The following is a 1,532-nucleotide window of genomic DNA, read 5'->3' on the forward strand; positions in this document are numbered from 1 at the left end:
TGGTCGCCTTCACCATGTCCGGTGAGACGGCCCGCCGGCTGTCGCGCTACCGGTCCCCGATCCCGCTGCTGGCCTTCACCTCGGTGCCCGCCGTCCGTGCGTGGTCATCGCGGCCGGCTCAGCGCGCGACCGGCGCGTTCACGCCGATCGGCAGGCCGCGGAGCCCCTGCGCGAGGCCCTGCGCGATGCCCCGCTGCAGCGCCGCCTGCGGTCCGGCCTTGGACGGCGCGGCCCGCATCAGGTCACCGACGACGGGCAGCCCCGGCCGGACCGCGGGCCGCGGGGTGGTGCTGCGGCTCGTCGAGGGCAGCTTGTGGTGGCCGGACGCCGGGCGGTGCTTGCGCGGCTTGTGCTTCTTGTGGGGCTTCTTGTGCGGCCACTTCGGCGCGTGCTTCACCGGCTCCTTGGGGTCGTGGCCGCCGTTGACGACGCTCGCCCCGCCCTTGCAGAACGCCTGGGCGAGGCCCACCACCGCGACGGAGTTGCCACAGACGTTGATCGGCACGGAGACCGGCAGGAACACCTGGTTGCCGCCGCCGATGCTGAACATGCCGGAGGTCTTCATCTTCGGGCCGCCCCGGCCGCCCTTGTTGACGACCTTCGCGCCGCCCTGGCACCAGGCCTTGGCGAGGCCGACGACGGCGACGGCGTTGCCGCAGACGTTGATCGGCGCGGAGATCGGCGCGTAGATCTGGTTGCCGCCGAGGATGGAGAACATCCCGGAGGTCTTCATGAAGGCGTCGTCCTTCCAGCCGCGGCCGACGTCGTTCCAGCTCCGGCCCATGTCGGGGAAGCCGCCGCCGAACCCGGCGTCGCGGGCGGAGGAGCGGCCGTAGGTGCCGCCCTTGTGGTGGTGCTTGCCCTTGTGGTGGTGCCCGCCGCCGTTGACGACGCTGGCGCCGCCCTTGCACTGCGCCTTGCTGAGGCCGACGATGGCGATCGCGTTGCCGCAGACGTCCACCGGAACGCTGATCGGCGCGAAGAGCTGGTTGCCGCCGAGGATCGAGAACATCCCGGAGGTCTCCATGCCCCCGCCGCCGACGCCCCGGTTGACGACCTTGGAGCCGCCCTTGGACGCGGCCTGGGCGGCGCCGATCGCGGCGATGGAGTTGCCGCTGACGTCGACGGGCACGGAGATCGGCGCGGCCACCTGGTTGCCGCCGAGGACGCTGAACATGCCGTTGCTCTTCATGCCGCCGCCGTGCGCGGAGGCCGAGGCGGCCGGCAGGAAACCGGCCCCGAGGGCCATGCAGCCCGCGGCCACCAGGGCGGCGCGCGCGGTGTTCTTGGACCAGATGCGCATGTCGTGTTGCTCCTGTTCTTCTTTCTCTGCGATTCGGTGAATCGGTGGTTGGGAATCGCTGCGCGGAACCTGTGCGCGCAGCGCCGCAGCGGCACGGTGCTGACCGTCGCTGCTTGTGGAATGGGCTTGGGTGGGCTCGCCTGCGGGCGCCGGCCGTCCGGTGGCGCGGGTCGCGTGCCGTGCCGGCGGTGCCGTGCCGGTCGCGGCCGGTCGCGGCCGGTCGCGTGCC

The 1,532-nt window shown here is 72.7% G+C and carries 1 protein-coding gene and 1 pseudogene; one reads left to right on the top strand and one right to left on the bottom strand.

Going from position 1 to position 1,532, the window contains the following annotated elements:
* A pseudogene (locus E1291_RS44870) lies at positions 1-98 on the top strand (pyruvate kinase alpha/beta domain-containing protein); the annotation flags it as partial.
* Between the two features lie 20 nt (positions 99-118).
* Here the strand turns inward: E1291_RS44870 and E1291_RS41325 are convergent.
* Complete coding sequence (locus E1291_RS41325; RefSeq protein WP_131743460.1) at positions 119-1,303, bottom strand: chaplin family protein; 1,185 nt, start codon at positions 1,301-1,303, stop codon at positions 119-121.
* Positions 1,304-1,532 lie beyond the last annotated feature (229 nt).

Origin of the sequence: Actinomadura roseirufa (genome assembly GCF_900659635.1) — a bacterium.
GTDB classification, from domain to species: domain Bacteria; phylum Actinomycetota; class Actinomycetes; order Streptosporangiales; family Streptosporangiaceae; genus Spirillospora; species Spirillospora roseirufa.

What these genes read in the sequence shown, in the direction of transcription:
- E1291_RS41325 (WP_131743460.1), bottom strand. Translation starts at nt 1,303, where the DNA reads ATGCGCATCTGGTCCAAGAACACCGCGCGCGCCGCCCTGGTGGCCGCG.